The organism is Iodobacter ciconiae (assembly GCF_003952345.1).
Lineage (GTDB): Bacteria > Pseudomonadota > Gammaproteobacteria > Burkholderiales > Chitinibacteraceae > Iodobacter > Iodobacter ciconiae.
This window is the reverse complement of record NZ_CP034433.1, coordinates 878,293-904,062: the sequence shown is the minus strand read 5'-3', so window position 1 is coordinate 904,062 and position 25,770 is coordinate 878,293. Positions and strand designations below refer to the sequence as shown.

Below are 25,770 nucleotides of genomic sequence, written 5' to 3'. Positions count from 1 at the left end.
TTCACGCCAAAGAACAAACGATGCCAGCCAAACGAGTCGTAGCAATGCTCATTTTTCCAAGTGTCCAGCTATTAGACGTAGCCGGGCCAAGTGATGTTTTTTGTGAAGCCGCCCGGCAGCTGGGTGATCCGGGAGCCTACCGTATTCAACTGATCAGCACAGAGCCCGGCGTGGTTCAGGCCACCAGTGGCCTGCGCCTGCTGGCCCACTCGACATTGGCAGATTACCAAGACCCCCCCGATACTTTACTTATCGCAGGCAGCCCGAATCTCAATCAGATCAGAAACAACACGGCAGAAATCGATGCCTGGCTATGGCGGCAGGCCCTGACTGCGCGGCGCATCGGCTCGGTGTGCAGCGGTGCGTTTGTGCTGGCCGCTGCAGGCTTATTAGATGGAAAGCGGGCCACAACCCACTGGAACTCGGCGCGATTATTAGCAGAGCATTTCCCGAAGATCCAGGTGGAAGCCGATAGCATCTATATCAAAGACGGTAATATTTACACGTCAGCAGGCGTCACGGCAGGAATGGATCTGGCTCTGGCGATGGTAGAAGAAGACTTCGGGCGTGAACTAGCCCTTCAGGTGGCAAAAGAGCTCGTGATGTTTCTGAAACGCCCCGGCGGACAGTCCCAGTTTAGTAGTTATCTGGCCGCACAAAGCAGCGAGCGTACAAGTATTAGCCGTGCCCAGGAATATGTACTTGCCCATCTGGATCAAGAGCTGTCAATTTCGGTACTGGCCGCCTTTTGCGGGATGAGCGAGCGCAATTTCTCGCGGGTGTTTCGTAGCGAAACAGGCCTGACGCCCGGCGAATATATCGAAAATGCCCGTATTGAAAAATTACGAAATCTGCTGGAAACCACAACCCTGGCACTCAAGCGCCTCGCTGATCGCACGGGCTATGACAGCGTTGACAGCTTACGCCGGGCATTTATACGCCGGCTGGGACTAAGCCCCGGAGACTACCGCAAACGCTTCAGTACCACACAGAACTAAGCGCAAAATGTTACGGTTTGATATTACAAAACACTGAAAAATGCTTACTAAAACTTCAATCCAAACCAAGCCCCAGCAGATGATTGAGCACAGCTTTTATGCATCGTCAGCTCACCTGAACACATTAAGGTGGCCTGCCCTGGTGCCTGACTAAAAGCCTTAAAAACAGGCACAAAAAACGGCGAGTCACCCCGCCGTTTTTTAACTGACCCTCTGTAAAATCAGCACTCCACAATATTTACCGGCACTTCAATCATATTAATTGCCAACCCGCCTCTGGCAGTTTCTTTGTATTTGGTATTCATATCACGGCCGGTATCACGCATGGTTTTGATGACTCGGTCCAGCGATACAAAATGCTGACCATCCCCACGTAGCGCCATGCGGGCAGCATTGATAGCTTTGATTGATGCCATAGCATTGCGCTCAATACATGGCACTTGCACAAGCCCCCCACCGGATCGCAAGTCAGGCCCAGATTATGCTCCATGCCAATTTCTGCAGCATTTTCAACTTGCTCGGGCATGCCACCCAGGGCTTCTGCCAAGGCCCCTGCAGCCATCGAGCAAGCTGAGCCTACTTCACCCTGACAGCCAACTTCTGCTCCGGAAATAGAAGCATTTAACTTAAACAGAATACCAATTGCGCCTGCAGTCAGAAAAAAACGCACAATGCCATCATCCGTTGGATTCGGTGTAAAGCGTGCGTAATAATGCATCACAGCAGGGATAATGCCTGCGGCACCGTTAGTTGGTGCCGTTACAACCCGGCCACCACCGGCGTTTTCTTCATTAACCGCTAGCGCGTATAAATTCACCCAATCAAGCACGGTAAGCGGATCACGCAGCGCAGCTTCAGGAGAGGCCAGTAGTTTTTGATACATATCAGCAGCACGGCGTTTTACTTTTAAGCCGCCGGATAAAATCCCTTCACGCTCGCAGCCACGCTTTACACAGGCTTGCATCACCGACCAGATCTCAAGCAGACCAGCGCGGATTTCATCTTCGCTACGCCAGGCCAGCTCGTTTTCCAACATGATCTGGCTGATGGTTTTACCGTGGCGCTCGCACAGCGCCAATAGCTCGGCACCACTTTTGAAAGGATGCTTCAGCTCGGTAACACCAGGCGGATTAAAGCCTGCATCCACGGCAGCCTCATCCACCACAAAACCACCACCCACAGAATAATAAGCGCGTTTAGAAATGCTCTGCCCCTCTGCATCAAAGGCTTCAAAAGTCATGCCATTGGGGTGATAAGGCAGGCTTTTACGCTTATGCAAGATCAGATGTTCGGCCTCAATAAATGCAATATCGTGTATGCCTAAAAGGCTAAGCTTACGGCCTTCACGGATAGCAGCCACCATCTCATCAACCTTATCCGTATCCACCAGCCGCGGTGATTCACCCTGCAAACCCAGTAAAACCGCGATATCCGAACCGTGGCCTTTCCCCGTTGAGCCCAGAGAGCCAAACAGCTCGCTTTTTACTTTGACCACTTTTTCAAGAACACCATCTTTCTCCAAACGCCTGACAAAGGTGCGCGCTGCCCGCATCGGGCCAACAGTGTGCGAGCTGGATGGGCCAAGGCCGATCTTGAATAAATCAAAAACGCTGATTGCCATTTTATGTATCTCGGGTAACGCCTGCCGCTGCACAGAAATAGATGCTCGTATCGCTTGCAAGCTTTGGTTAAATTATGTTTTTAATGGATTATTTTTACAAAAAATCGTTCCGCATGCGTGCTAAATAAAGTAACTAAATACCCTTTATTTCTTAATTAGCACAAGCCTTGAGCGCAAGAGGCTGCATTTGAGCAAGCCCGGCCAAAATGACAGAGCCTCCTCAGCCCTGCGATAATCAGCAGTATACATTTTGAAAAGAGTCTTTCTATCCAGATTTACCCCATAAAATACGTTATATTGACTTTAAAACAACCATAAATTCTACAAATTTTATATTAAAATTTTAATTTTTCTATTTTTTATAAACCATAGGAATGTTAAAATAGTAATAATGCTATCCAGAGCGACTCCACTTGCAAACATTAAAGAAATGCTGATCAAATTTGGTTTATACACACCAAAATTAAATAATATAAAAAAACCACCATACAGCAACACATTTACAGCAACAGACTGAAAAAACATATAATTTGTTTTACCAATACCATAAAAAATACTATCGATTACATTATTAAATGCGAATAATATATACCATAAAAGCAAAACAATAACCAAATCATAAACAGGTCTGTAATCTGAAACATTCATAACATTTTTTATAAACATCCCCCACAATGGAATAGTAGCCAGCCATAAAGAAATAATTATAGCCGTCATTATAAAATAACCTACTACATTTTCTTTTATAGCCTGCTCACTCCGTTCACCACAATCTCTTTTAATTAATTGCCCAAGTTGAATAACCGGCAACAATAACCAGCCCCAAATAAACTGATTAGCAAGCCAAAATGTTCCCTGCTCACCCACCATATTTATCATACGAACAACCATTAATATAAACACAATATTTCTAAGCAAACTTTCCAACCCAGAATAGCCGCCTACTTTCACCCATTCTTTCAACCATGCAAATGAAAGATTATTTACTCGGCCGATATTAATATCTTCTTTCTTTAAAATATATAGCAAAATAGCAATAAGTAATAAATTCACAACTAAATTTCCAACAGCAATACCATTTACACCAATATCCATAGAAAACGGAAGCTTCGACACTAAGCATGTGTCAAAAAACACAATAAGCATCATTTGAATCAATGACACAATATACAGATGTTTGTTATTTTTTTTAATTATTAATATTGAAACCATAAATTGAACCAGCATAGAAAAAACTGCAGCAACTGCTTCAATACGAATATATTCCACAGTAGCGGAAATTAAATTATTTTTTTGACTCATAAACAAAAGAGCTGGTTCTACAAAAACAATCAGCAACAGCGATATACACCCATATAGCAGTGCTACTAAAACCAGCCCTGTATTTATTTTATTTACAAATTCTTTTTGATCAATCAATGATTTGCCAATTAAATAAAATATTGGTAAAAAAATCGCTTCCTGTAAAATTTCATAAATTAAATTTACAAAGATCAGCTGACTGGCAATCGTCAAACCAGAATCACTCGGCATATCCCCCAAAAAAAATATTCTTACTGCCGTATATATAGTCGGCATAACCCCTATTATAAGCAGCGTACTAAAAAACTTATAATCAATATTTAACAATGATCTGCTTAATTTGTACTTCATTATCAATTCCTATCTTGCTGCAAACTCAAAGAAAATCACAATTAAAACAATCATCCATCCTGTAAACCAAAATCAATTAATTCATCAAGCTATGATTGAGCATTTTATAAAAACAGGCCAGAATCAGAATACTCTTCTTACTACCTTACAGATCTATTTTTAATCACTTCAGTCTCTGCATTCAAAGTCAGCCAGATGGCCCTTGTTTCACCTTACAAGCCTTACTCCAGAAGTGTATTATCTTCCAATAAACCTCTTCCTTCTCTACGGTATCTTTCCATCTAGGCAAAAGCGAAGAAAAAGTCTTGATCCCGCAAGAAGCGTCGTATTACGATGCGAAGATAGAAGATGAAAGGCGGCACCTGCCAGCCTTCACGGGAAGAGACAAATAATATGAAGAATCACCGCCTCTCCAGAGGCTTCACCCTTCTGGAGCTATTAGTTGTTTTACTGATTATTGCCCTACTTGCTGGTTACGTTGGACCAAAGTTATTTGGTGAAGTAGGCAAAGCAAAAACAAAGACTGCTGCAAGCCAGCTGAAATCAATCGCTGATGCCCTTGATCATTACCGCCTTGATACCGGCCATTATCCAAGCACCGAGCAGGGCATTGATGTGCTGACCAAAAAGCCTGGTGACGAGCCAAAGTGGCAAGGCCCTTATTTAATGAAAGATGTCCCGGCCGATCCCTGGGATAGACCTTACGTTTACAGCAAACCGGGGGAGAACGGCCGCGACTATGACCTGCTGACTTTAGGTGCAGACGGCAAAGCCGGTGGTACGGGGGAAGATAGTGATGTCAGCTATTAAATTGTAAGGCAACTGCAATCCGTCAGCGCACGTTTACTTATGATTCTCTTACAAACAATAAATTTCATGCATCCTAAACTCATCTAGAAGCCCCCATGCGCTACACCGTTAAAGCCTTGCAGGCAGGTAAGCTGCTGCAGCTGAATATCGATGCCGCTAATGAAAGCGAGCTGAAGGCTAAGCTGACGGCACAAGGACAACAATTTTTGTCTGCCAGGGCGCACAGCACATTTAAATTTTCTTCCAAAGAATTTGGGCTTTCTCTCTTTACCCAGGAGCTTATCGCACTTCTGCAAGCGGGGCTGACGCTGGTTGAAGCAGTGGAAACACTCAAAGAAAAAAGCGTGCAAGATAGCCATGGCGAAGTATTAAGCCGCATGATTGAAGGCCTTTATCAAGGCTTACCGCTATCTAAAGTACTGGCACAAATGAGCATGCATTTCCCGCCTTTATATATTGCCACCGTTAGTTCGGCCGAAAAAACCGGCCACCTTGCCGATGCGCTGGGGCGCTATCACCATTACGAATCAAGGCTGGCAGCGGTTAAAAAGAAGGTGATCTCGGCGGTTATTTACCCGCTGGTGGTAATTGGCATTGGCGGCAGCATTATGTTGTTTTTGCTGTTTTATGTGATTCCAAAGTTCAGCCAGATCTATGCATCCATGAAAAACCTGCCTTTTGCCGCGCAAGTCATGCTGTGGTGGGGCGATCTGGTACATAAGCACGGTTTGATGATATTTGGCGGCATGGTACTTAGCGTAGCGCTGACAGTATTTTTGCTGCATACCGCTGCGGCAAAAAATGCTTTGCGCGAGGCCTTCTGGCGCTTGCCGCGTTTAGAGCAATACCGGCGTTTATTCTCGCTAACCCGTTTTTACCGCACCGTGGGCCTATTACTGGCTGGCGGGATTTCCGTGGTCCATGCAATGGAGCTGGCAGCGCAGTTATTGCCGCTCAAAATGCAGATTGGCTTACAACAGGCCCTAGTCGATGTGAAATCAGGCCAGGCTCTTTCCCAAGCCCTCCCCCGCTACCAGCTGACCACCCCCGTATCAGAGCGCTTACTGCGCGTTGGGGAACAAAGCGGTGAGCTGGCCACCATGTGCGAGCGCTCGGCGCAGTTTTGCGATGAAGAGCTGGAGCGCGCCATCGATATGTTTACCCGCCTTTTTGAGCCAATCTTAATGTTGATTATTGGTGTACTGATCGGCGGCATTGTTTTTCTGCTGTATATGCCGATTTTCGAGCTGGCTGGAAATATGCAATGACACACATACTTAGCCTGGAGCTGATTCAAACATTACGCCAGGATCTGGCCCCGCTTGCACCGCGTTTGCAACAAGTACTATCTCTAAGCAACGCCGATTACGGAGAGCAGCTTAGCCACTTTCTGGGCCTGCCATTTTTAAGCCTTGAGGCCCTCAGCGCACTTAGCCCGCGCTACGATCTGCTACCTTACGGCGAAGCTGTGGCAAGGCAATGCCTGCTGCTCGAAGGCCCGGATGGGCTATGCATGGTATTGGCTGATCCTTTCGATGCCTCGCTAAGAAACTGGCTGCGCCAGCGCATATCTGTAAGTTATCAGACAACTTTTGCCCATCATCAGGCACTGCGTGCTTACCTGGAGCAATTTGAAACCTCTCACCGTGCAATGGATCAGCTGGGAATTAGTGAGCAAAGCGAAGTTAATCAGGATGGAATCATTGAGATTTCGCTGGCCACCCTCGCCGCAGATAAAAAACCCGTCGTCAAACTGGTGAACTCGACGCTGTATGACGCGCTCAAAGCCAAGGCTTCTGACGTGCATATGGAAAGCACACCAAACGGCTTAACCATTAAATATCGTATCGACGGCGTGCTGCTGCATATCGGCGGCGCAAATGGCCTGGAAACGGCCGAACAAGTGATCTCGCGAATTAAGGTGCTGGCTGATCTAGATATTTCAGAGCGCCGGGTACCGCAAGACGGGCGCTTTAAGGCGCGGATTAATAGCCGTGAAGTAGATTTTCGCGTCTCCATCATGCCGTCGATTTACGGCGAAGATGCCGTACTGCGTGTTCTGGATAAGCAAAATGGCAGCGACGCTTTTAAGCAGCTGCGTTTAGATACTCTGGGCTTTGATGAAGACACAATGAGCCGGATCAGAAGTCTGGCACGCGAGCCTTACGGCTTGCTGCTCGTCACCGGCCCCACTGGCTCAGGTAAATCAACCACGCTTTACGCCACGCTTTCTGAAATCAATACCGGCGAAGAGAAAATCATCACCATTGAAGACCCGGTGGAATACCAGCTATCCGGCGTATTGCAAATCCCCGTGAACGATAAAAAAGGTCTGAGTTTTGCCCGTGGGCTGAGATCGGTACTGCGGCACGACCCGGATAAGATTCTGGTGGGCGAAATTCGCGACGGCGAAACGGCCAATATTGCAGTGCAGGCCGCACTGACTGGCCATCTGGTACTCACTTCCGTGCACGCCAACAATGTGTTTTCGGTGCTCGACCGCTTTATTCATATGGGCGTAGAGCCGAACAGTTTTGTAGATGCGCTGATCGGCGTAGTCGCCCAGCGGCTGATTCGTAAAGTGTGCCTGCACTGCGTGGTGGACGATGAACCTGATGAAGCGCTGCTCGCCACATCGGGCTTGAACAGTGAAAGAGTCAAAGGCTGGCACTTTAAAAAAGGCCTTGGCTGTAAAGCTTGCCGTAATACGGGCTATCAGGGGCGTAAGGCCATTGCCGAAGTTTTGCGGCTCGATGATGAGCTAAAACAAGCCATCGCCAGCCGCGCGCCAGCCGTAGAGCTGAAGCAACTCGCCGCACGCTTTGGATTTTTGTCGATGCGCCAGCAAGCTCTGGCAGTAGTTGCCAGCGGAGAAACTACCCTGCAGGAAATCAATCGTGTGACTTTTGTGAATTAAACAAACCTTAGAAAGAACCTTAAATCTGTAGGCACAGAGAAAAACAAGAAAAACCCAATAGGCACGTGGGCATAAAAACTTGTCCACCTTGCTTGCCTTTGTTTTTCTCTGTGTGCTCCGTGTTCTCACCGGCCTCTGTGCCTACAGACCTTTGAGCATTTTTAAAGATTTTAAATATATTGCCTACCCCAGGAAAGCAATCGTGTCCCCTTTATGGATTGAGCATAGCGTTTGGCTGGCGAGTAAGAAGCTGACATTAGCCAGCCAGCCGCGCTTACAAAAAGCAGATAAGCAGTGGGTGTCAACTACGGTTGATGCGCAATCTGCTGCGCTGACTTTGCAGCAGCGGCTGGAGACTCGTCCTAAAAGCAGCATCGGCACATTGAATATGCTGCTCAGTGGCGATTGGGTACGGTATGCCGTGCTGCCCTGGCAAGATGGCCTGTATCAGCCGGACGACTGGAATGCCTACGCACGGCTGATTTTAACCCAGCAATTTGGCGGCTCTGCCGAAGGCTGGCGGCTGTGCATCAACCCGGCAGGCTTTGGGGAGCCCCGCCTGGTGGCCGCCATGGATGAATCGATTTATCAGGTCGTCATCGAGCTGGCCCGTGTGAACAAGCTGCATTTAAACAAAGTGCAGCCGCTTTTTTCCGCTGTGCATCAGCAGTACCGCAAACAGCTCAAAGCCACAGAGTTTGCGCTTGTCATTACCGAGCCAGATCAGCTCTGCTGCGGATTCTGGCGGGATGCTGCATGGCAAGGTGTAGTTAACCTGCCGCTGAATCAGGATAGCGAAGCACTGCTAAATGGCGGCATGGCGGCACTATTACGCCAGGCAGCCATGCTGGCGCAGGTGTCTTTGCCACCGCAAATCTATATCAGCTCAAGCGCCCACCCGCTCGCCAAACTCAGCCTGCCAGAATGCGAAGTCAGCTATTTGGGCGCAGTGCATCCTTTATTTGCCGGGGATTGGGCTTTATGAACACAAATGATGCACATTGCACCCGAATTACGAATCAATCCTCTCCACCTATGCTCAAACGCTACAACAACAACCACTTAGTTTGCACGGTGCTTGAATTCCCCTTCAAACGCGCCGAGCGAGGAACAAGCGGGGCGGGGTTTTGGCGAGGATGTTTGAGCGAACCTGCCAGCGAGTCCCGCAGCCGCCGAGCCGATTGTCCGCAGCGAGGGGATGTCGCGTTTGCGGGGTCGCCCTCTTTGCTTACTTTCTTGGCGAAGCAAGAAAACAAGTCCCACACGGGGGCCCCCCGCACCCAAATCACTGTGCCGAAGGCACTAAAAACACGATACAACGATCAACCGGACTTTACCGCATGAAGCCCATGCAACTCGATTTTCATCAGTCGACCCGTTCAACGCCATGGCTGGGTCTGGCCCTTGTTGTAGCAGCAGTGATTGCCCTGCTCTGGGTGATGACCCGCCTTGATATCAGCGATCAGGCCCGCCAGCAGCTAAACACCCGTGAGGATGAGATCAGCTGGCAGCGCCGCCGCCTGGATGAGGCGCATAGTAAGGAGCAAAAAGAAGCGCCAACCAACGCAAAGGTCTTGGCCGCTCAACAGGCGCAGCAGCAGGCTATCGGGCCGGTGCTCGCCGCGCTGGAGCAAACCTGGCTGCCCACCATTGCCTATACCCGCATTGAGCTGGCCAGTACCGAGCATCTGATCAAGCTGGATCTGGAAGCCAAAACCCTGGCCGATGCGCTGGCCCTGGTCGATCGTCTGGGAAGCACCAGGGGGGTTAAAACGGTGTCTTTATCACGGCACAATATGCGTGTAAGTGATCCGTTTCGCCCCGTGCAGGTCAATCTGGATATCAGCTGGGAGCCGCGAAAATGAACACACAGCGGCTTATTCAACAAACAATCTGGTATCTGCGGCAATGGCGGCAGTACGCTGGCATCCTCGCCATTGCAGCCCTGATTCTGCTCTTACTGGCCGGAGCACTCTATCTGCAAAAACTGCAGCCCATGCAAAAAGATTTAGAGCGCCGCGAGCTGGCCTTGCAAACTGCTGCACGCAAGCTAAAGCAAGCGGCGTCCGGCACCTCTGCCACCGCCAGCAGCGTGGCCAAGAGCCTGCCACAATCGAATCAATTCACTACGTTTTTACTCAAGCTCAATGAGCTGGCCGGGCAAAAGCATATTGTGCTGCAACAAAGCGATTACAAAGCCACTCCCGAAGTAAGTGGTGAGCTATTACGCTACGGTTTACAGTTTCCTGCCAGCGGTACCTATCCCGATACCCAGCAGTTCATAAGCGAGCTGGAAAAAATACCGGGCGTGCGCATCGAAAATCTCAGCCTGTCGCGCCCGCAAATCGGTGAGGCCATGCTCAACCTGCAAGTTCAGATGTCTTATCTGAGCGAGGTGCAGCCATGATCTCGCGTCCATTACAAATGGTCTTAGCGATTACGCTTTTACTTACACTTTACTCTGCCTGGCGGGATCGCCAGCCAGACGCCCCCCCTGTCCGCCGCCAGCAGCCGACGGCAACGGCCAGCGTGGCTGGTGGCAGCGCCCAAATATCGGCTAGTGCGGCATCGGTGGCCAGCAGCGCGGCAGTCAATTTATTTCCGGTCCAAACCTGGCAGCCACCGCCGCCTCCCCCCCCTAAACCCACGCCCACACCGAAGCCAACGCCTACACCGCCGCCAGTCGCACCGCCTTTGCCGTTTCAAGTGATCTCCACCTGGCACGAGGGCAGCATTGACTATGTCGTACTTGAAACAGGTGGCCAGCAGATAGTGGTTTGCCAGAGCTGCAATGCCCTTGGCCGCGTGCAAAAGGGGGAGGTCTTGCTTGGCTCCTGGCGGGTAGATCAGGTAAGCCGCCAGCAGATCGTTTTTACTTTTATGCCGCTCAATCAGCAGCAGGTACTGCCTCTGGGAGCCACACCTTGAAGCGCGCATTAAGCAGGTTTATTTACTTCGCCAGCGTAAAGGCACACCCACAGCGCCAGTTTTCAATCCACGCATTATTTTCCTGTTGCCCAAACCGCAGCAGGCGCTTTCCTTGGGAGCCAACACTTTGAAGCGCGCTTTTAGCATGACCCTTATTGCAGCCAGCTTACTGACTGGCTGCGCCGCCGATATGGCCCGCAAGCAGGGCGAATCGTTAATTTATCAAGGCGAAATAGAACAGGGCCTGCAGTACTTAAAAGAGCAATCCAAGCGTTACCCTGATGACATCAAGCTGCGCGCCAGCTATCAGCGCCAGCTGGACAGCACACTCAATATCTTGTTAAGAGAAGCCGATAATGCCCGTGCGCGTGGCGATATTGAATTGGCGAGCAATCGCTATCAGCAAATGCTCTCGCATGACAAAAGTAATTATCGTGCAACCGAAGGGCTAAGGCTTGCCGAAATTGCGGTGCGTCAGAATTCCATGCTCAAATATGCGCGGGAAATTAAAGACAATAAGCCGGAAGAAGCACTGGATGTATTAGCCCAGGTGCTGATCGACAATCCGCGCAATACGCAGGCACTCAGGCTGCGTGATGAAATAGAAAGCCGCAAAACACGCGAAGCTACACTGCGCCCCGGCCTGGCTCAATCTTTAAAAAATCCTGTTTCATTGCAATTCAAAGATCAGAGCATCAGTAGCGTATTCGATATTATTGCCCGCATTGGTAAAGTGAATTTTATTTTTGACCGTGATGTTGCACCTAATTTACGCACCACTATTTATGCTCACGACAGCAGCGTAGAGGATGTCATTAATTTAATTCTCACAACCAATCAATTAGATAAAAAAGTATTGAATGAAAACACCATCTTAATTTACCCCAAACGCCCGGATAAAGACCGCGATTACAAAGATCTGGTAATGCGTACCTTTTATTTATCCAACGCCGACCCGAAACAGGTATTAGCCATGATTAAGCAAATGGTTAGAACCAAGGATGTATACATCGACGAGCGCTTATCCATGCTGGTAATGCGTGATACTCCCGAAGCCATTGCAGTGGCCGAGCGGTTGATTGCCGCCCAGGACTTACCGCAATCAGAAATTATTCTGGATGTAGAAATCCTGGAAGTCAGCAGCAGCGATATATTGAATATGGGGATTCAATACCCGGATACGCTCTCTGTATCCCTGACGCCGATCAGCAACATTAGCCCTCTCCCACTGACATCCACAGCGACAGGGGCAATTAGCCTGGATCGCCTGAGTAATCTCAATAAAAGTGATGTGCTGGTCAATCTTGGCAATCCTGCAATCAGCGCCAATTTTGCGCACCAGAAAGGCAACACCAATATTCTGGCCAACCCCAAAATACGGGTTAAAAATCGGGAAAAAGCCAAGGTGCAGATTGGTGAGCGCGTCCCCGTTGTTACCACCACCAATAATAACGGCACCACATCTGAATCAATTACTTATTTGGATGTGGGCCTTACACTTAATGTGGAACCCACCCTCACCATTGATAACGATATCAGCGTTAAAGTCTCGCTTGAGGTTTCCAATGTTACCGGCAGCGTCACGACCCGCAACGGGCTTATTGCCTATAAGGTGGGCACCCGTAATGCCACCACAAATATGAGCGCCCGTGATGGCGAAACACAGGTACTGGCAGGTTTACTCTCGCGTACGGATCAGGCAAGTGGAAGCGCCCTGCCCGGCCTTGGCGAGCTGCCGGGTCTGGACCGGCTATTTGGCAATAAGAAAAATGATAATAGTAAAACCGAGCTGATCCTTTTAATTACCCCCCGCGTGGTGCGTAATCTGACACTTCCACCGCCCCATATCACCACCTTTGATAGCGGCACCGAAGGCACAATCAGCACCAGCCCGCTGCGTTTACGCACCAGCTCCAGTATCCAAACCACCACTAACAACGCCTCAGGCAACGCTATGATGCCAGCCCCCCCGCCCATTACACCACAGGCCATGATGGAGCCAGCACCACAGCCAGCACCCGCACTGCGGGCAACAGACGACAACGCTCTGCCCGTCATCTCCCCTCCTGGCAGAGGCAATGGTATGGGACGGCGCTAGATATGTTGCATGGCCTGCCGCCCCCTCGGCCCGCCCAGGGTTTTACCCTGATCGAGCTGATGGTGACTCTCACCATTTTGGCCGTACTGGCCACAGTGGCGATGCCACTTTCGCAAATCGCCTCCACCCGTCAGCGGGAAGAAGAGCTGCGCCGTGCACTCTGGCAAATCCGCTCAGGCCTTGATGCTTACAAGCAAGCCGCAGATGAAGGCCAGATTAAAAAAAATATCGATGAAAGCGGCTACCCACCTAATCTGGGGGCCTTAACAAGCGGAATCAAAGACGCTAAAGACCCCAATGGTAAAATGATCTACTTTCTACGCCGCCTGCCCAGAGATCCTTTCTGCGATTGCCCAAGCAGCTCAGATGAAAAAACATGGGCTCTACGCAGCTACAGCAGCCCCCCCGACGCCCCACAAGAAGGCCGCGATGTATTTGATGTGTATTCACTGAGTAACGGGGTGGGGCTAAATGGTGTGGCTTATAAGAAGTGGTAGATAGTGACCAGAGGAAACCCACACTTGAACCACAGAGGGCACGGAGAAAAACTGGGGGTGAATTAAGGTGTTTTAATAGGTTTTAAATATTTTCAAACCCAGCTCTCTGTCGTTTATCGCAATTTGTGGCATGGGGCTTTTTAAAGTCCCCTTGAAACACGCCGGAGCGAGGAACAAGCGGGGCGGGGGATCGCTTGGGAGCGAGGCAGCGAGCTAATCCCGCCTGCCGCCGACTCGATTGTCCGCAGCGCAGGGGCTTTCGTGTTTCGTGGGGTCGCCTTCTTTGGCTTCGTTTCTTGGCAAAGCAAGAAAGGAAGGCCCCGCAGTGGCTAACCGCTCCAAAATCAACGCATCGAAGGCACTAAAAAGATCTTTTGACTTTAGTGTCATGGAAGGTACACGGCCGAAATATATCTGCACACTAATAAACATCAATAGCGGCCTAAGCCACCCTAAGATGAATTTTGCTCTTTTTAACTTTAGTCAGCGTGTAACAAGTAAAACCACATCATCAATAGGATCACCATGACGCATGCGTCGTCTGCACATAAAAGCCACAAAGGCTTTACCCTGATCGAGCTACTCGTCGTGCTTGCCATTATGGCCAGCCTGCTCACTCTTGTTGTGCCACGCTACTTTCACCAGAGCGAGCGGGCCAGTGAAACCGTACTGAAGCATAACCTTGTTGCCATGCGCGATGCCATCGATAAATTTTATGCCGACACCGGCCATTACCCCGCCACGATAAGCGAGCTGGTCAGCAGCAAATACCTGCGTGAAATGCCCATGGACCCCATTACCGGCAAAAATGATGGCTGGCAGATCATCCAGTCTGAAAACGCCAGCGGCGTATACGATATCAAAAGTGCTGCAGAAGGAAACGGCAATGACGGCTCGGCCTACAACAGCTGGTAAACGGCAGTCCGGTTTTGCTTACGCATGGGCCTTAACGGCGGTATTAATCATGGGCATTTACCTGGCTCAGGTAGGCGAGGCATGGCAAAACCGTGCCCAGCGCGCTAAAGAAGAAGAGCTACTGCGCGTGGGTGCTGAAATCCGCCGGGGCATCCGCCTCTACAGCGAACAGAATATGATGCAAGGCACGCAATACCCCAAAACACTGGAAGAGCTGGTACTTGATCCGCGCAGCCCCACTCCAAGACGCTTTATCCGCAAAGCTTATAAAGACCCCATGACAGGCGAAGACTGGGGCTATATCTTGGCCCCCGGCGGCGGCTTTATGGGCGTATATAGCCAGGCCAAAGGCAAACCGCTTAAACAGCAACGCTTCCCCGGCGATTTTGCCAGCTTTGCTAATCAAAATACCTACCAGAGCTGGAAATTTGCCAACTGGCCCAATAGCAAGGCGCTGAAAAGATGATAGTGTAGGGGGCCGTTTTTATGCCCACAACTGGAGCCAATATGAACCCAGATAAAGTAGATCGCAGCCGCGTAAGCACACACACAGATTTACCCAATATCGGTAAGGCGGGGGCTAAAGATTTAGAGCTGCTCGGTATTCATACCCCTGAGCAGCTTAAAAGCCAATGCCCGTTTGAGATGTATGCAAGGCTTTGTCAGCAAACTGCAACGCGCCATGATCCATGCGTCATCGACGTATTTATATCGATTACCCGCTTTATAAACGGTGAAGCACCTCGCCCTTGGTGGGCCTATACGGCAGAGAGAAAACAAGTACTCCAAGATAAACAATGACCGTCTTCTGCTCCATTTCTTATCACACCGAGTATCATCCGCCCCATCTCTCGATATATATAAGCTATGTTGCCCATCCTCTACTCCTTTCGCCGTTGTCCCTACGCCATACGCGCCAGAATGGCGATTCAATATTCGGGTATTCAGGTTGAATTACGCGAAATTGTTCTGAAAGAGAAGCCGGCAGAATTACTACTTGCCTCACCCAAAGGCACCGTGCCGGTATTAGTTTTAAGTAATGGGCATATCATTGAACAAAGTATTGAAATTATGCAATGGGCATTAATACAGAATGATCCGCATGGCTGGCTTTGTCCGCAGGATACCGGGCTAGCTGCACAAATAAATGCCCTAATTAATCATAATGACCAGCAATTCAAGCAGCATCTTGACCAATATAAATATGCAGACCGTTATCCTGATCACTCCAAAGAATACTATCGCAACCAAGGTGAGCAATTTTTACATGATTTAGAAACGCAACTCGCGCAAACTACCTTTTTACTCACGAATAAAATCAGCCTTGCAGACATCGCGATATTTCCGTTTATTCGTCAGTTTGCCAGCGTTGATCCAGAATGGTTTGACGCCGCACCCTACCCTAAGTTAAAGCAATGGTTGAGTTTTTTCTGCAATAGCAGTGATTACCAAAGTGTGGTGCAAAGATTTGCAATCTGGCAAGCAGGGATGCTCCCTTTTATTTTTCCATAAAGCATAAATATGCAATCCAAGCCCCCCATTTTTCGGTAACCTTGCAGCTTGGATGTGTGTTAAGAGTTACTGTGAGCCAATTTATACGCCTAACCATGGATGACATTGCCCGCCTGGCAAATGTTTCCAAAACCACCGCCAGCCTTGTCCTTAACGGGCGCTCGGCAGAGTATCGCATTGCGGAATCCACTAAGGAGCGCGTGCTGGCGATTGCCCGCGAGCATCATTTTCAACCCTCGCAATCAGCCAAAACACTCAGATCACGCAAAAGCGGTACTTTAGGCTTACTTGTCCCCGAGCTCAGCAACTTTGCCCACGCCAGCCTTGCACAAGCTTTAGAACCATTGTGCCGCGAAGCGGGCTATCAATTACTCGTGATGAGTAGTAATGAGCAAGCCAGTATGGAAACAGCAGGCATCGAGCACCTGCTTACCCGCCAGGTAGACGGCCTGATTGTGGTGCCTTGCAGCAGCGATGCCACACAATACTTAAAATGGTCTTTGCGCCTGCCGCTGGTGTTTGTCGATCGCCACATCAAGGACTGCCCTATTCCCTTTGTTGTCACCGATGCCATTGATGCCGTTACCTCCCTGGTCGTGCAAGCCATCGCAGCTGGCAGCAGGGAAGTTGTCTATTTTGGAGGACAAGCCGATTTATCCCCCAGCCAGGATCGCCTGGCCGGCTATCGTAAAGGCCTGGAACTAAGCGGCATGACAGAGCAGGAGCATTGGGTCTGGCAAAGAGATTACCTGCGCCCATCAGGCTACAGCATGATGGCCGAATGTTATGAGCGCCTGGGCCACTATCCCGACAGCCTGTTTACCGGCTCGCTAACCCTGCTGGAAGGCGCGCTTGCCTATATTAATGAAAAACAGAACGGTAGCCCCGCGCATTTAATGACCTTTGATGATCACAACCTGCTCAACTGCCTGCCCTGGGGTATTCAATCTGTCGTGCAAGACAGCCAGCGGCTTGCCAGCGAAAGTCTTGTCAGAGTACTAAAGCTGATGCAGGGCGAAACGGTGGATTCGGCATGGATATCTGCAAGCCTGCATCAGCGCCCTTAACAATCAATATAAAAATGTACTCTGCCCGGCCTTAAACGCTGTATTTTTATCTTAGCTGAAGATGTACTATAAATACTTATTCTAAAGTCCGGACAACAGCGATGCGCTTGAATGTTTTTACTGATTATTGTCTGCGTACTTTGATTTACGTTGGCGTGCAAAATAACGGCATAGTTACCCGAGGGGAAATTGCCTCAAGCTATGGGGTTTCCGATAATCATCTGATGAAAGTCATGAGTTTTTTGGCCCGTAACGGTTTTCTGGAAACCACCCGTGGCAAAGGCGGCGGAATGCGTTTGTCCCGCCCTGCGGATCAGATCAGCGTAGGGGCTTTGGTGCGCCTTAGCGAAGCAGACAGCCCGATTGTAGAGTGCTTTGACCGAGAGCACTCCACCTGCAGTATCGGTGCGGTATGCCGCTTAAAAGACGTGCTGTTTGAAGCCATGCAGGCGTTTTACAAGGTACTTGATTGCTACACTCTGCAAGATTTAATCAATAATCCTGTCGAACTCAACGCTATTTTTGGGATTCCCCTGCGGCAGATAAAAAACTAATCATCATGTAGTCCCTGTAAATATCATCCCCTGATCATTTACAAGCCTGGGAGGGACCGGTTCAATCGGCTCTCTTCCCTGCACATTTAAAACGTATTAAACAGATACCTAAACTATGAACCGGCAAATAAATAACCCCCAGCATGGCATTACGCTGGAGCAAATCCTGACAGATTTAGTCGAACATTTTGGCTGGCCAGAGCTGGCCCGCCGCATCCCGATTCAGTGTTTTGAAAAAGACCCATCCATTAAATCCAGCCTGAAATTCCTGCGCCGCACCCCATGGGCACGGGCTAAAGTCGAAGAGCTCGATGCCAGAATGCGGCGTTAAAGCAAGGTATTCTAAGCAACTCGAGCTTTTGCCTTTCAAGGATCTGACCCAACATCATCTAAAACGCTTTAAAGCTGCCCGAATATACCGGCCCCCCCTGCTGCATGGCCTGCAGACCAGAAATCTCCCGCTCTTTTCCTGTTTTCATTGCAGCATATTTACACTGGCCGGCATTCACAGAAAGCAATCGATTGGCACCAAAAATAAACAAAAATATTCCTCATATTTGACAGATCTGCTACGACTAATAGTCAGCAAGCAATCATGCTTATGACTGAGCCCGCCAAATTTGGAGAATCAACATGAATTGCGTGACCGGAGCAACTTTAGCCGCTGCTGCTGCAGCACTTTTCACCCTCACGATGACAGCTCAGGCAGAAGATACTGCCTCCGTACCAGAAACTGCTAAAACACTAAAATGTACTGGAGTGAATAGCTGCAAAGGCTCTTCCATGTGCAAAACAGCAGATAACGCCTGCAAGGGGCAAAATACCTGCAAAGGGCATGGCTGGTTGCCAGTGGCGACAGAGAGTGAGTGTACCGACAAGGGTGGCACCGTTTTATAAGGTGCTTGGCTTGAGGACAGGGGGCGCAGGCCCCCATTGGCATACAATGAATAAAACGCTGCAAGGCTTTGGATTAGGCTTACGCCCGGAGCATTACTCCGATTTTTTAAATAGCCCTCAGCCTGTCGACTGGCTGGAAATCATTTCAGATAATTACCTTGTTCCCGGCGGAAAACCCCTTTATTACCTGGAGCAAATTCGCCGCAATTACCCGCTGGTAATGCACGGTGTGGCAATGAATCTGGGCTCCACCGACCCGCTCGATTTTGATTACCTCACAGAAATTAAAGCGTTAGCCAGGCATATCGAGCCGCTGGCAATTTCTGATCATCTTTGCTGGACAGGTGTAGATGGTAAATACCTGCATGATTTACTGCCCATTCCCTATACCGAAGAAGCAATCAAACATGTATCCGGACGCATCCGGCAGGTACAAGATTTTTTAGACCGGCGCCTGGTCATTGAAAACGCCTCAACTTATCTGAATGCTCAGACGAGCATGCAGGAGTGGGAATTTATCAGTGCCATCATCAGCGAATCCGGCTGCGATATCCTGCTTGATATTAACAATATCTACGTCTCCAGCCGAAATCACAACTTTAACCCGCTAGACTATCTACAAGGCATTCCCCGGCAATGCATTGCCTATATCCATCTGGCAGGCCATACCGATCACGGTGATCATTGCATCGATACCCACGATCAGCCCATCTGTGCCGAAGTATGGGCTTTATATGCCCAGGCTCTTAGCCAGTGGGGCGTAATCCCCAGCATGGTTGAGCGTGACGCAAATATCCCGCCGCTGCCGGCGTTATTAACCGAGCTTGATCACGCCCGCCAGATAGGAGCCACTCATGGATCTGCACACCTGGCAGCGTGATTTACAAGCCAGTATTCTGACATCCTCTGATCAAATCCAGCTACCGCTTCACAAGGGAAGCATCCACCGTGAGCGGGAAATCGCCATTTATGCTGATGGCTATTTTTTGCGCCTGGCAGAAGCACTGCAGACTAACTACCCTGCCCTGTTTCAAATCCTTGGTGATGAAGATTTTTACACCCTGGCCCGGGCCTACCTGGCGGCCCATCCTTCATCACATCCATCAATTCGCTGGTTTGGCGATCAACTGGCCGCTTTTCTTAAACAAGAGCATCCCTATGCTGCAGTGCCCATTTTTGCCGAGCTTGCCGCTTTTGAATGGGCTTTGCGCCACACCATTGACGCCGCTGATGCCCTCCTGCTCACACTGGAAAACCTGCAGGCAATACCCAGCCAGAACTGGGCTTTACTTTGCTTTAAGCTTCACCCTTCTCTCAGTATTTTATCGTTGGCATGGAATGCTCCAAAAGTATGGCAAGCCATAATGGCAGAGCAAGCACCGCCAGCACCCAAAATCCACACTCAATCTTATTTAATCTGGCGCAAGCCTGATTTAACCGTCAATTGGCGTAGCGCCAGCCCTGCCGAAATCCATGCCTTAGCCTTGCTAGCCAGCGGCGCAAACTTCTCTGTGATCTGTGAGGGGCTGCTCAGATACGATCTTGGCGACACCCCCCTCGCTGCAGCCCGTTTTTTGCACCAGTGGATTGAGCAGGGGCTTATTTCCAGAGCGTAAAAATAGCTCCTGAAGGGTTGTTATTAACCTTAATGTGCATATTATTTGCATCTTTTTAAAATAGGTATATATTATGCATGTATAGATACCAAAACATCCTATCCATCCGGAGCACATCATGCATAAAACACGCAATCTCTGGCGCTGGCTTGCAGTTATTTTCTTCCTATCTTTTGCCGCTCTTGGCTGGATAGGCCGGGAAATTTACCTGGAAAAACCGCCAATTCCCCAACAGGTTTTAAGTAGCACAGGCAAGCTGCTCTATAGCGGCGAGCAAATTCAGCGTGGACAGGAAGCCTGGTTGTCAGCAGGCGGACAACAGATGGGCTCTGTCTGGGGACACGGTAGTTATGTCGCTCCGGATTGGTCCGCCGACTGGCTGCACCGAGAAGCGATGACCCTACGCAATATCTGGGCAATACAGCAGTTTAAAAAAGACTACAGCCAGCTCAGCCATGAAGAGCAGGCACCGCTGGATGTACGTTTAATTTCGGTCATGCGCAGCAATACGTACGATCAAGCCAGCGATACGCTGACTATCCAGGCTGATCGCGCCATCGCCATCGAGCAGGTAGCCCAGCACTATATGGGGCTGTTTGGCAGCGATGCTTCGCAAGACAAGCTGCGCGAGCAATATGCGATGATTTCCGGCTCGATTAAAAATGCTGATGATCTGAAAGCTCTGCCCGCTTTTTTCTTCTGGTCAGCATGGTCAGCCACTACCAATCGCCCCGGTCTTGATCATATTTCCTACACCAGCAACTGGCCACATGAGCCGCTGGTAGCCAATACCCCGACCACCGGCACCAGTGTCTGGTCAATTGCCAGCATTATTTTGCTGATCGCCGGCATTGCAGCAATGATTTTATTTCATCAAATGCATCGCGATGAAGAACCGGTGATCTGCCCGGAAAATGACCCGCTGGTCACATTGAAACTGACGCCATCCATGAAAGCCACCATGAAGTATTTCTATGTGGTAATTGGCCTATTGCTGGCGCAAGTGGGAATGGGGATTATCTCCGCGCATTACCAGGTAGAAGGCGGCAGCTTCTTTGGCATTCCGCTGGCAGAAGTGCTGCCGTTTACCATTAGCCGCACCATTCACACCCAGCTTGGCGTGCTATGGATTGCCACCGCATGGCTGGCAACCGGTTTATTTTTAGCGCCGGTATTGGGCGGCAAAGAACCTAAGTTTCAAAAGCTGGGCGTGGATGTGCTGTTCTATGCCCTGCTGCTGATTGTGGTCGGGTCAATTGTTTGTGGCTGGGTAGGCACCTTGCAACGTTTGGGCACCAGCTATAGTTTCTGGCTGGGTAATCAAGGTTTGGAATACACCAGCATGGGCCGCGTCTGGCAAATTCTGTTGTTTATCGGCTTATTAATCTGGGTATGTTTACTGGGCCGTGGCCTATGGCCCGCACTGCGTAAACCATCCGAAAGCCAGGGCCTGATCGCCATGGTGTTTATCTCTGCAGTCTGTATCGGCCTGTTTTATGCGTCATCCCTGGTATGGGGACAAAAAACCCATTATGCGTTGATTGAATACTGGCGCTGGTGGCTGGTGCATCTGTGGGTAGAAGGCTTTTTCGAAGTCTTTGCTACTGCTGTGATTGCCCTGCTACTCAGCCGTTTGGGCCTAGTCCGCGCAACATCAGCCAACCGCGCCATTGTGCTTGAAACGATTGTGTTCTTGTTTGGTGGCATTTTAGGCACATTGCATCATCTTTACTTTACCGGCTCACCAACGTCTGTGATTGCGGTCGGCGCAATGTTCTCTGCCCTAGAAGTAGTACCTTTAGCGCTAATTGGCGCAGAAGCCTACCAGACTTATCGCCACAACCATGCCGCGCCGTGGGTGGCTAAATATCGCTGGGCGATCATGTGCTTTGTGGCTGTCGGCTTCTGGAACACCGTTGGGGCGGGCTTACTGGGCTTTGCAATTAACCCACCCATCTCACTGTATTACGTGCAGGGCCTCAATATGACTGCAGCCCATGCTCACGCCGCGCTGTTCGGTGTGTACGGCATGCTGGGTATCGGCCTGATGCTGTTCTGCCTGCGTGGCCTTGCACCGGCTGCCAACTGGAATGACAAGCTGCTGAAACCCGCTTTCTGGTCACTCAATATTGGCCTCTTTATGATGGTGTTTATGTCGCTGCTGCCATCCGGTATTTACCAGGCCGTTGCCAGCATAGAGCACGGCCTGTGGTATGCCCGCTCTGCCGAGATTATCCATTCCCCCGTGATGGAAGCCCTGGTCTGGCTGCGTGTGCCGGGCGATATCGTATTCGCCGTAGGCGTAGTGTATCTGGCCATATTTGCCCTGAAACTATTAGGCAGAGATCGTAGCCTGCCTTTGCCAGCAGGCAAGTTGGTTGATGCTTGAGAGACGTGTTTTGAAATGATTGTGGAGGCAATGAAAAAATGTAATGACCACGCTTTCGGCATAGAGCTTACCCCCCTTGAAGCACGCCGAAGCGAGGAACAAGCGGGGCGGGGTTTCTTTGATGCCTGTTTGAGCGAAGCGAGTTCCGCAGCCGCCGCCTCGATTGTCCGCAGTGAGGGGCCTTCGTGCTTTTGGGTTTGCGGCTTGGCTTCGTTTCTTGGCCGTTCAAGAAAGGAAGGCCCCGCGGTGGCTACCGCTTCAAAATCTACGTGTCGAAGGCACTAAACAATAATCCACGCGTAACATCTACTTACGCAAAAAAAAAAGGAATCACCATGCATAACTGTAGCACCCCTACTCAATCAGATGGCGTATATGGCTTTGATGCACGCGGCGTTGCCAAACGATTTCGCCATGCAGCCATTTTCGGGGCTATCGAATCGCTTAATGAAGGCGAAACCATGCGCTTTGTTAATGATCACGACCCACTACCTTTGCTGGCGCAAATTGAGCAACGCTATCAGGGCCAGGTTAAAGCCAGCTATATCCAGCGCGACCAGGAAGCAGTTGTGATTGATTTTTCAATTCACCCCAAGCAGGCTGCAGAAAGTGAAGGATGTGGCAGTGGCGGATGCGCATGTAGCAGCTAGTCCTGCCCTCTTTTACAACAGTTTTAACCGTAACGCCTTTAACAAGGCCTTTACGGTTAAAACTGCTTCTAGCAAAAGTGAATCACCCTTTTTTTGATTAAAAAGACGCTAAACCAGCATTACAAAACAATGAGTTACAAAAAAAAATGGAGCCCGGAAGTACCGGGCTTTTATGCCTGTAAAGAATCAAGAAAGATCGCACAACTTATTGATTTCTATCAAAGTAATATATGCATATTAAATACAACATAGAAGCAACAATTTATAAAAAAACACACACAGTACGGCAAAAGGAGCTTCATCATGAAATTGAAATCCTGTTACTTAAATACCAAATGGGCATTTAAATCCTTACTTGTTTTCAGCGCTTTAACTGCTTCATCCGCATGGGCAGAAACCGAAGCTGCTTTACCAATCGAAACCGCCGTTCTTTTGGCCCCACCCAATGTACCACCCGCTATTACACGTAAAACACCTGCCAAGGTCATTGTTAATCTCACCGTTGAAGAAATGGTGCGCGAAATTACCCCCGGCACCAAATATATGTTCTGGACTTTTGGCGGTACTGTTCCAGGAAAAATGATTAGAGTACGGGAAGGCGATACGGTAGAGCTTAATCTAATGAATTTAGCCAGTAGTAAATTACCGCACAATATTGATTTACACGCTGTATCCGGCCCCGGTGGCGGCGCATCACAAACCTTAATTGCACCAGGCAATCAGGCCAAATTTACTTTTAAGGCGCTCAACCCCGGCCTCTATGTCTATCACTGCGCCACAGCCCCAGTGGCCATGCATATTGCCAATGGTATGTATGGCATGATTTTAGTTGAGCCCAAAGAAGGTTTAACACCAGTAGATAAAGAGTATTACGTTATGCAGGGTGATTTTTATACACCAGGTGTATTTGGCGCGGGTGGAATGCAACCCTTTGATATGCAAAAATCAATTGATGAAAAAGCCAGCTACGTTTTATTTAATGGTGCATCTAATTCACTCACCGGAAAAAATGCGCTCACTGCCAAAGTAAATGACAAAATAAGAATCTTCTTTGGCGATGGCGGGCCGAATTTATTATCTAGCTTCCATATTATTGGTGCGGTATTTGATAAGGTTTATTTTGAGGGAGGGTTAAAATTCCAGGAGCAGGTACAAACTACGGCAGTGCCCCCTGGCGGCTCGGCAATAGTTGAATTTACCACCAAAGTACCCGGCAATTTAACCCTTGTAGATCACGCCCTCAGCCGCGCCTTTCACAAAGGGGCAATTGGCATCATGTCTGTCACAGGTGATGAACGCCCGGAAATATACAGCAAGGGAATACACAGTAAATTAAGCACCAAATAAAATTTTAGGCAACCTCTGCACAAATATATTTTTTGCAAGCTGCGACACATTTAAGTTATTGATTTTATTAAAGTCAACCCAGCGTTTTTGATTCGTGCAGAGATTTAGAAACTTGCCAATCAAGCCTAATTAGGTCGAGGTAATTAATCATGAAATCGCTCTTATTATTACTTTTAACAACCTTTACGTCTTTTCAGGTATTAGCCATCGATGTCAGCGCAGGTAAAGCCGTTTATGAAGCAAGCTGTAGTAGCTGCCATATGGCGAATGGAGAAGGATTAGCCGGTGCATTTCCCCCTTTAAATAAATCTGATTATTTTAAAAAAGCCAGCCCTGCACAAATTATTAAAATAATAGATCAAGGTTTAAGTGGTGAAATTACAGTCAATGGGCAGAAATATACTTCTGCCATGCCCCCGCAAAATTTAACCGATCAAGAAATTGCCGATGTTTTAAATTATGTGAGTGTTGCAATGAATAACGGCAAACCGGTTTTTAAAGTAAGCCAGGTTAAAAAACTAAGGATCCCAAAATGAGAGCCCTGGGTATATTGGCATTGAGTTTAATCAGCAGTGTATTTGCTGCTGATTATATGCCAATAGCGGGTGGTGCTTTGCGTACCGCTTTACCAACAGACGGTGAAACGGTACAAGTGGCAGCTTTTAAGCTCAGAAGCAGGCCGGTGAATAATCAGGACTATTTAATTTTTTTAAAAAATACCCCACAATGGCAGCGTGGAAAAATTACCCCGCTGTTTGCAAGCTCAGGTTATTTAGCCAGCTGGCAATCGGCCACAGATTATTCACCTAACCATGCCCATGCCCCCGTTACACAAATCAGCTGGTTTGCTGCCAATGCCTATTGTGCAAGCGAGCAAGCGCAATTACCCACTTGGTATCAATGGGAATTTGTTGCCACTGCCGACGCGCAGCGCAAAGATGCCAGAAATGATCCTCTCTGGCGGGCCAAGATATTAAAGTGGTATGCCGAACCGGCCGCTATGCCATTAGCAGCGTCCACCCAGCAAGCTGCCAATATCTATGGTGTTTACGATATGCATCAATTAATTTGGGAGTGGGTAGAAGATTTTAATGGCCTTTTTGTCACCAGCGACAGCCGTAATCAGGGAGATCAGAAATTATTAGAAACCTGCGGTGCGGCCAGCTTATCACTGGGAGATAAAGAAAATTATGCCATTTTAATGCGCATTGCTTTATTGGCAGCATTAAATGGCCAGGATACGGTAAATACCCTTGGTTTTCGCTGCGCCAAACCAATGCAATAATCTAACAGGAAAAATC

26 protein-coding genes and 1 pseudogene are annotated in these 25,770 nt (G+C 49.0%); 25 read left to right on the top strand and 2 right to left on the bottom strand.

Features of this window, described 5'->3' with window-relative positions:
• Nucleotides 1–20: 20 nt before the first annotated feature.
• Nucleotides 21–998 (top strand): GlxA family transcriptional regulator, encoded by a 978-nt coding sequence (locus EJO50_RS04055; protein WP_125971745.1) that lies wholly within the window; start codon nt 21–23, stop codon nt 996–998.
• Nucleotides 999–1,219: 221 nt separating this feature from the next.
• Here the strand turns inward: EJO50_RS04055 and EJO50_RS04050 are convergent.
• Together EJO50_RS04050 and EJO50_RS04045 are read right to left on the bottom strand one after the other, a co-directional pair.
• Nucleotides 1,220–2,619 (bottom strand): annotated as a pseudogene (locus EJO50_RS04050) (L-serine ammonia-lyase).
• Nucleotides 2,620–2,949: 330 nt separating this feature from the next.
• On the bottom strand, nt 2,950–4,272 hold the full coding sequence (locus EJO50_RS04045; protein ID WP_125971744.1) for an MATE family Na+-driven efflux transporter: 1,323 nt from the start codon (nt 4,270–4,272) through the stop codon (nt 2,950–2,952).
• A gap of 393 nt (nt 4,273–4,665) precedes the next feature.
• Here EJO50_RS04045 and gspG point away from each other — a divergent pair, with 393 nt between their 5' ends.
• The 24 genes from gspG to EJO50_RS03925 all read left to right on the top strand — a co-directional run bounded on the left by gspG (nt 4,666) and on the right by EJO50_RS03925 (nt 25,754).
• Nucleotides 4,666–5,082, top strand: a complete 417-nt coding sequence (gene gspG / locus EJO50_RS04040; RefSeq protein WP_125971743.1) for a type II secretion system major pseudopilin GspG — start codon at nt 4,666–4,668, stop codon at nt 5,080–5,082.
• A 95-nt stretch (nt 5,083–5,177) separates the two neighbouring features.
• On the top strand, nt 5,178–6,350 hold the full coding sequence (locus EJO50_RS04035; RefSeq protein WP_125971742.1) for a type II secretion system F family protein: 1,173 nt from the start codon (nt 5,178–5,180) through the stop codon (nt 6,348–6,350).
• Entirely contained in the window at nt 6,347–7,999 is a 1,653-nt protein-coding gene (locus tag EJO50_RS04030; protein WP_125971741.1) for a GspE/PulE family protein, read from the top strand. The genes EJO50_RS04035 and EJO50_RS04030 overlap by 4 nt, the downstream gene beginning before the upstream one ends.
• A 202-nt stretch (nt 8,000–8,201) precedes the next feature.
• Nucleotides 8,202–8,984, top strand: coding sequence for a hypothetical protein (locus EJO50_RS04025; RefSeq protein WP_125971740.1), 783 nt, complete (start codon nt 8,202–8,204; stop codon nt 8,982–8,984).
• A 355-nt stretch (nt 8,985–9,339) separates the two neighbouring features.
• Nucleotides 9,340–9,864: a hypothetical protein gene (locus EJO50_RS04020; protein ID WP_125971739.1), complete on the top strand. Its 525-nt coding sequence runs from the start codon at nt 9,340–9,342 to the stop codon at nt 9,862–9,864.
• A complete protein-coding gene (locus EJO50_RS04015) occupies nt 9,861–10,406 on the top strand; it encodes a type 4a pilus biogenesis protein PilO (RefSeq protein WP_125971738.1) in 546 nt (181 codons plus the stop codon). The genes EJO50_RS04020 and EJO50_RS04015 overlap by 4 nt, the downstream gene beginning before the upstream one ends.
• Nucleotides 10,403–10,927 (top strand): hypothetical protein, encoded by a 525-nt coding sequence (locus tag EJO50_RS04010; protein ID WP_125971737.1) that lies wholly within the window; start codon nt 10,403–10,405, stop codon nt 10,925–10,927. The genes EJO50_RS04015 and EJO50_RS04010 overlap by 4 nt, the downstream gene beginning before the upstream one ends.
• Nucleotides 10,928–11,072: 145 nt before the next feature.
• The gene (locus EJO50_RS04005; RefSeq protein ID WP_125971736.1) at nt 11,073–13,025 is read left to right on the top strand and encodes a secretin GspD/PilQ domain-containing protein; all 1,953 of its coding nucleotides are present in this window, start codon (nt 11,073–11,075) and stop codon (nt 13,023–13,025) included.
• Between the two features lie 2 nt (nt 13,026–13,027).
• On the top strand, nt 13,028–13,522 hold the full coding sequence (locus EJO50_RS04000) for a type II secretion system protein (RefSeq protein ID WP_125971735.1): 495 nt from the start codon (nt 13,028–13,030) through the stop codon (nt 13,520–13,522).
• A gap of 525 nt (nt 13,523–14,047) precedes the next feature.
• Complete coding sequence (locus tag EJO50_RS03995; protein WP_125971734.1) at nt 14,048–14,437, top strand: type II secretion system protein; 390 nt, start codon at nt 14,048–14,050, stop codon at nt 14,435–14,437.
• A complete protein-coding gene (locus tag EJO50_RS03990; protein WP_125971733.1) occupies nt 14,409–14,903 on the top strand; it encodes a type II secretion system protein in 495 nt (164 codons plus the stop codon). The genes EJO50_RS03995 and EJO50_RS03990 overlap by 29 nt, the downstream gene beginning before the upstream one ends.
• Nucleotides 14,904–14,944: 41 nt before the next feature.
• Nucleotides 14,945–15,238, top strand: a complete 294-nt coding sequence (locus tag EJO50_RS03985; RefSeq protein ID WP_125971732.1) for a helix-hairpin-helix domain-containing protein — start codon at nt 14,945–14,947, stop codon at nt 15,236–15,238.
• A gap of 66 nt (nt 15,239–15,304) precedes the next feature.
• Nucleotides 15,305–15,949 (top strand): glutathione S-transferase, encoded by a 645-nt coding sequence (locus EJO50_RS03980; protein WP_125971731.1) that lies wholly within the window; start codon nt 15,305–15,307, stop codon nt 15,947–15,949.
• A gap of 71 nt (nt 15,950–16,020) precedes the next feature.
• Complete coding sequence (locus EJO50_RS03975; RefSeq protein WP_125971730.1) at nt 16,021–17,016, top strand: LacI family DNA-binding transcriptional regulator; 996 nt, start codon at nt 16,021–16,023, stop codon at nt 17,014–17,016.
• 101 nt (nt 17,017–17,117) lie between these two features.
• Complete coding sequence (locus EJO50_RS03970) at nt 17,118–17,570, top strand: RrF2 family transcriptional regulator (protein ID WP_125971729.1); 453 nt, start codon at nt 17,118–17,120, stop codon at nt 17,568–17,570.
• A 115-nt stretch (nt 17,571–17,685) separates the two neighbouring features.
• Complete coding sequence (locus EJO50_RS03965) at nt 17,686–17,901, top strand: VF530 family protein (protein ID WP_125971728.1); 216 nt, start codon at nt 17,686–17,688, stop codon at nt 17,899–17,901.
• Nucleotides 17,902–18,203: 302 nt separating this feature from the next.
• Complete coding sequence (bufA2, locus tag EJO50_RS03960; protein WP_125971727.1) at nt 18,204–18,467, top strand: BufA2 family periplasmic bufferin-type metallophore; 264 nt, start codon at nt 18,204–18,206, stop codon at nt 18,465–18,467.
• A 46-nt stretch (nt 18,468–18,513) separates the two neighbouring features.
• Nucleotides 18,514–19,347: an MNIO family bufferin maturase gene (gene bufB, locus EJO50_RS03955; protein WP_125971726.1), complete on the top strand. Its 834-nt coding sequence runs from the start codon at nt 18,514–18,516 to the stop codon at nt 19,345–19,347.
• A complete protein-coding gene (locus tag EJO50_RS03950) occupies nt 19,322–20,083 on the top strand; it encodes an HvfC/BufC N-terminal domain-containing protein (protein ID WP_125971725.1) in 762 nt (253 codons plus the stop codon). The genes bufB and EJO50_RS03950 overlap by 26 nt, the downstream gene beginning before the upstream one ends.
• A gap of 118 nt (nt 20,084–20,201) precedes the next feature.
• On the top strand, nt 20,202–22,472 hold the full coding sequence (locus tag EJO50_RS03945) for a nitric-oxide reductase large subunit (protein WP_125971724.1): 2,271 nt from the start codon (nt 20,202–20,204) through the stop codon (nt 22,470–22,472).
• A gap of 335 nt (nt 22,473–22,807) precedes the next feature.
• On the top strand, nt 22,808–23,122 hold the full coding sequence (locus EJO50_RS03940; protein WP_125971723.1) for a DUF2249 domain-containing protein: 315 nt from the start codon (nt 22,808–22,810) through the stop codon (nt 23,120–23,122).
• A gap of 303 nt (nt 23,123–23,425) precedes the next feature.
• A complete protein-coding gene (gene nirK, locus EJO50_RS03935) occupies nt 23,426–24,469 on the top strand; it encodes a copper-containing nitrite reductase (protein ID WP_125971722.1) in 1,044 nt (347 codons plus the stop codon).
• Nucleotides 24,470–24,618: 149 nt separating this feature from the next.
• Nucleotides 24,619–25,005 carry a c-type cytochrome gene (locus EJO50_RS03930; RefSeq protein WP_125971721.1) on the top strand — a complete coding sequence of 129 codons (387 nt, stop codon included), beginning with the start codon at nt 24,619–24,621 and terminating at the stop codon, nt 25,003–25,005.
• A complete protein-coding gene (locus EJO50_RS03925; RefSeq protein WP_125971720.1) occupies nt 25,002–25,754 on the top strand; it encodes an SUMF1/EgtB/PvdO family nonheme iron enzyme in 753 nt (250 codons plus the stop codon). The genes EJO50_RS03930 and EJO50_RS03925 overlap by 4 nt, the downstream gene beginning before the upstream one ends.
• Nucleotides 25,755–25,770: the final 16 nt, after the last annotated feature.

Coding starts and splice junctions, on each gene's coding strand:
- EJO50_RS04055 (WP_125971745.1), top strand. CDS start 21: ATGCCAGCCAAACGAGTCGTAGCAATGCTCATTTTTCCAAGTGTCCAG.
- EJO50_RS04045 (WP_125971744.1), bottom strand. CDS start 4,272: ATGAAGTACAAATTAAGCAGATCATTGTTAAATATTGATTATAAGTTT.
- gspG (WP_125971743.1), top strand. CDS start 4,666: ATGAAGAATCACCGCCTCTCCAGAGGCTTCACCCTTCTGGAGCTATTA.
- EJO50_RS04035 (WP_125971742.1), top strand. CDS start 5,178: ATGCGCTACACCGTTAAAGCCTTGCAGGCAGGTAAGCTGCTGCAGCTG.
- EJO50_RS04030 (WP_125971741.1), top strand. CDS start 6,347: ATGACACACATACTTAGCCTGGAGCTGATTCAAACATTACGCCAGGAT.
- EJO50_RS04020 (WP_125971739.1), top strand. CDS start 9,340: ATGAAGCCCATGCAACTCGATTTTCATCAGTCGACCCGTTCAACGCCA.
- EJO50_RS04015 (WP_125971738.1), top strand. CDS start 9,861: ATGAACACACAGCGGCTTATTCAACAAACAATCTGGTATCTGCGGCAA.
- EJO50_RS04010 (WP_125971737.1), top strand. CDS start 10,403: ATGATCTCGCGTCCATTACAAATGGTCTTAGCGATTACGCTTTTACTT.
- EJO50_RS04005 (WP_125971736.1), top strand. CDS start 11,073: ATGACCCTTATTGCAGCCAGCTTACTGACTGGCTGCGCCGCCGATATG.
- EJO50_RS04000 (WP_125971735.1), top strand. CDS start 13,028: ATGTTGCATGGCCTGCCGCCCCCTCGGCCCGCCCAGGGTTTTACCCTG.
- EJO50_RS03995 (WP_125971734.1), top strand. CDS start 14,048: ATGACGCATGCGTCGTCTGCACATAAAAGCCACAAAGGCTTTACCCTG.
- EJO50_RS03990 (WP_125971733.1), top strand. CDS start 14,409: ATGACGGCTCGGCCTACAACAGCTGGTAAACGGCAGTCCGGTTTTGCT.
- EJO50_RS03985 (WP_125971732.1), top strand. CDS start 14,945: ATGAACCCAGATAAAGTAGATCGCAGCCGCGTAAGCACACACACAGAT.
- EJO50_RS03980 (WP_125971731.1), top strand. CDS start 15,305: ATGTTGCCCATCCTCTACTCCTTTCGCCGTTGTCCCTACGCCATACGC.
- EJO50_RS03970 (WP_125971729.1), top strand. CDS start 17,118: ATGCGCTTGAATGTTTTTACTGATTATTGTCTGCGTACTTTGATTTAC.
- EJO50_RS03965 (WP_125971728.1), top strand. CDS start 17,686: ATGAACCGGCAAATAAATAACCCCCAGCATGGCATTACGCTGGAGCAA.
- bufA2 (WP_125971727.1), top strand. CDS start 18,204: ATGAATTGCGTGACCGGAGCAACTTTAGCCGCTGCTGCTGCAGCACTT.
- bufB (WP_125971726.1), top strand. CDS start 18,514: ATGAATAAAACGCTGCAAGGCTTTGGATTAGGCTTACGCCCGGAGCAT.
- EJO50_RS03950 (WP_125971725.1), top strand. CDS start 19,322: ATGGATCTGCACACCTGGCAGCGTGATTTACAAGCCAGTATTCTGACA.
- EJO50_RS03945 (WP_125971724.1), top strand. CDS start 20,202: ATGCATAAAACACGCAATCTCTGGCGCTGGCTTGCAGTTATTTTCTTC.
- EJO50_RS03940 (WP_125971723.1), top strand. CDS start 22,808: ATGCATAACTGTAGCACCCCTACTCAATCAGATGGCGTATATGGCTTT.
- nirK (WP_125971722.1), top strand. CDS start 23,426: ATGAAATTGAAATCCTGTTACTTAAATACCAAATGGGCATTTAAATCC.
- EJO50_RS03930 (WP_125971721.1), top strand. CDS start 24,619: ATGAAATCGCTCTTATTATTACTTTTAACAACCTTTACGTCTTTTCAG.
- EJO50_RS03925 (WP_125971720.1), top strand. CDS start 25,002: ATGAGAGCCCTGGGTATATTGGCATTGAGTTTAATCAGCAGTGTATTT.